The sequence below is a fragment of the Microvirga sp. P5_D2 genome, from assembly GCF_054049475.1.
Genome location: NZ_JBFUMH010000346.1, coordinates 1 through 1,899 on the forward strand (window position 1 = coordinate 1; position 1,899 = coordinate 1,899).

2 protein-coding genes are annotated in these 1,899 nt (G+C 61.6%); both read left to right on the plus strand.

Translation table 11 applies throughout. The features are described 5' to 3' along the window. On the plus strand, window positions 1-628 hold a 628-nt coding region (locus ACXJKO_RS31520), incomplete at its 5' end, for an acyl-CoA dehydrogenase (RefSeq protein ID WP_457094936.1). A 108-nt stretch (window positions 629-736) separates the two neighbouring features. After that, window positions 737-1,899 (plus strand): DUF763 domain-containing protein (locus ACXJKO_RS31525; protein ID WP_457094937.1); only part of this gene is annotated, 1,163 nt, incomplete at its 3' end.

The window sequence follows — 1,899 nt, forward strand, 5'->3', positions numbered from 1 at the left end:
GCTGACACCTGTGGCCAAGGCCTATGGAACTGACATCGGCTGCGAGGTTGCCTCGCTCGGCGTGCAGGTGCATGGCGGCATGGGCTTCGTCGAGGAGACCGGGGCTGCGCAGCATATGCGTGATGCCCGCATCGCTCCGATCTATGAGGGAACGAATGGCATCCAGGCCATCGACCTGGTGATGCGCAAGCTGCCCACATCGGGAGGCAATGCGGTTCGACTGGTGATCGATGAGATGAGCGGGATGGAGCAGCGTCTCTCGGAATCCGGCAATCCTGATCTTGTCGCAATCGGCGTTCGGCTGAAGGAAGCTATCGCAAGCTTCCGCCGCGCAACGGAATTTCTGCTGCAATCGCTTGACAGCAACAGACCGCAGGATGCTCTCGCGGGAGCAACGCCTTATCTCACCTTGTTCGGCCACACCCTCGGGCTTGCATCGTTGTCTCAGACGGCCCTCGCAGCCGATCGGGAAATTCAGCAGGGCGCAGCGACACAGGCTCACCAGGGGCGCATCGCTTTGGCGCGCTTCTTCGCCGATCAGATCGCCCCGCAGGTTCTCGGCCTGGAGCAGGCGACCATAACGGCGCAATCTGCTCAGGCGGGAGCGGAATACGCCCTCGCCAGCTAGGCTTTGCGGCAATCTGCCAGAGGCGGCCCAGCTTGGCGTGTGAGCGCTTTATGGAATATGGCTGGCAGGTGACTGGCGGCAGTTGATTCCAATAAGGGCTTTCACCGGATGGCGCGAAGAGCGGGAAGTGCGGACCTGCCGTTGCACAGCGGGCATGTTCCCAAATGGCTCGCCGACCGCATGACCCGCCTGGGAGCCGTGGTGAGCGAGGCTATCGTTCATCATTATGGGCGCGACGAACTGCTGCGGCGCCTAGCCCATCCCTTCTGGTTCCAGTCCTTCGGTGCCGTCATGGGCATGGATTGGCATTCTTCCGGAATTACCACCAGCGTCATTGGGGCCCTCAAACGCGGGTTGGGGCCGCTGTCCGGCGAGTTGGGAATCCATGTCTGYGGCGGGCGGGGAAAACAGTCGCGGCAAACGCCTCTCGAACTCTCATCAATCGGCGAACGGGTCGGTTTCGATGGGGCGGTGCTCGCGAATATCAGCCGGCTCGTGGCGAAGGTTGACAACGCCGCCATCCAGGACGGGTTCGATCTTTACCTTCATGGCTTCATCGTAACCGATGACGGCAAGTGGGCTGTGGTCCAGCAGGGGATGAACGGCGAGCGTAAGCAGGCGCGCCGCTACCACTGGCTGTCGGAGGGTTTGAAGAGCTTTGTCGACGAGCCGCATACGGCCATCGACGGTATCGAGCAGGGCCGGATCGTCAATCTCACCGACAGGCGTGCAGAGGCATCCCGCAAGGCACAGATCGAGTTGATCAACTCTCTAGGGCCGGATGGGATTGCAAGAGAGTTTCTGGCGCTGGAGGGACGCGCCTCGAAGCCTGATACGCAGCCTCTGCTTCCTCATCTTTCCCTTCCGGATCATCATGACGTGCGCTCCGGCGATGTAGTGCTGCGCAGGCTGCATGGAACTCTGGCGGCTGCGGCAGAGCGCGGGCCGGAGGATTTCCCGGATCTGTTGCTGACCCCTGGAGTTGGAGCTCGAACCGTTCAGGCTCTCGCCATGGTGGCCGAGGTCGTGCATGGTGCCCCGTGCCGGTTCAGCGATCCGGCGCGTTTTTCCTTCGCGCATGGGGGCAAGGACAGGCATCCATTTCCCGTGCCGGTGCGCGTCTACGATCAAACGATCTCGGTTCTGAAAACGGCGGTTCAGAAAGCGAAGCTCGGGCAGCAGGAGGAATTGTTTGCTCTCAAGCGGTTGGACGAGCAGGCGCGTATGCTCGAGCACTATGCCACCGGCCCGTCGGTTGAAGAGTTCATTGC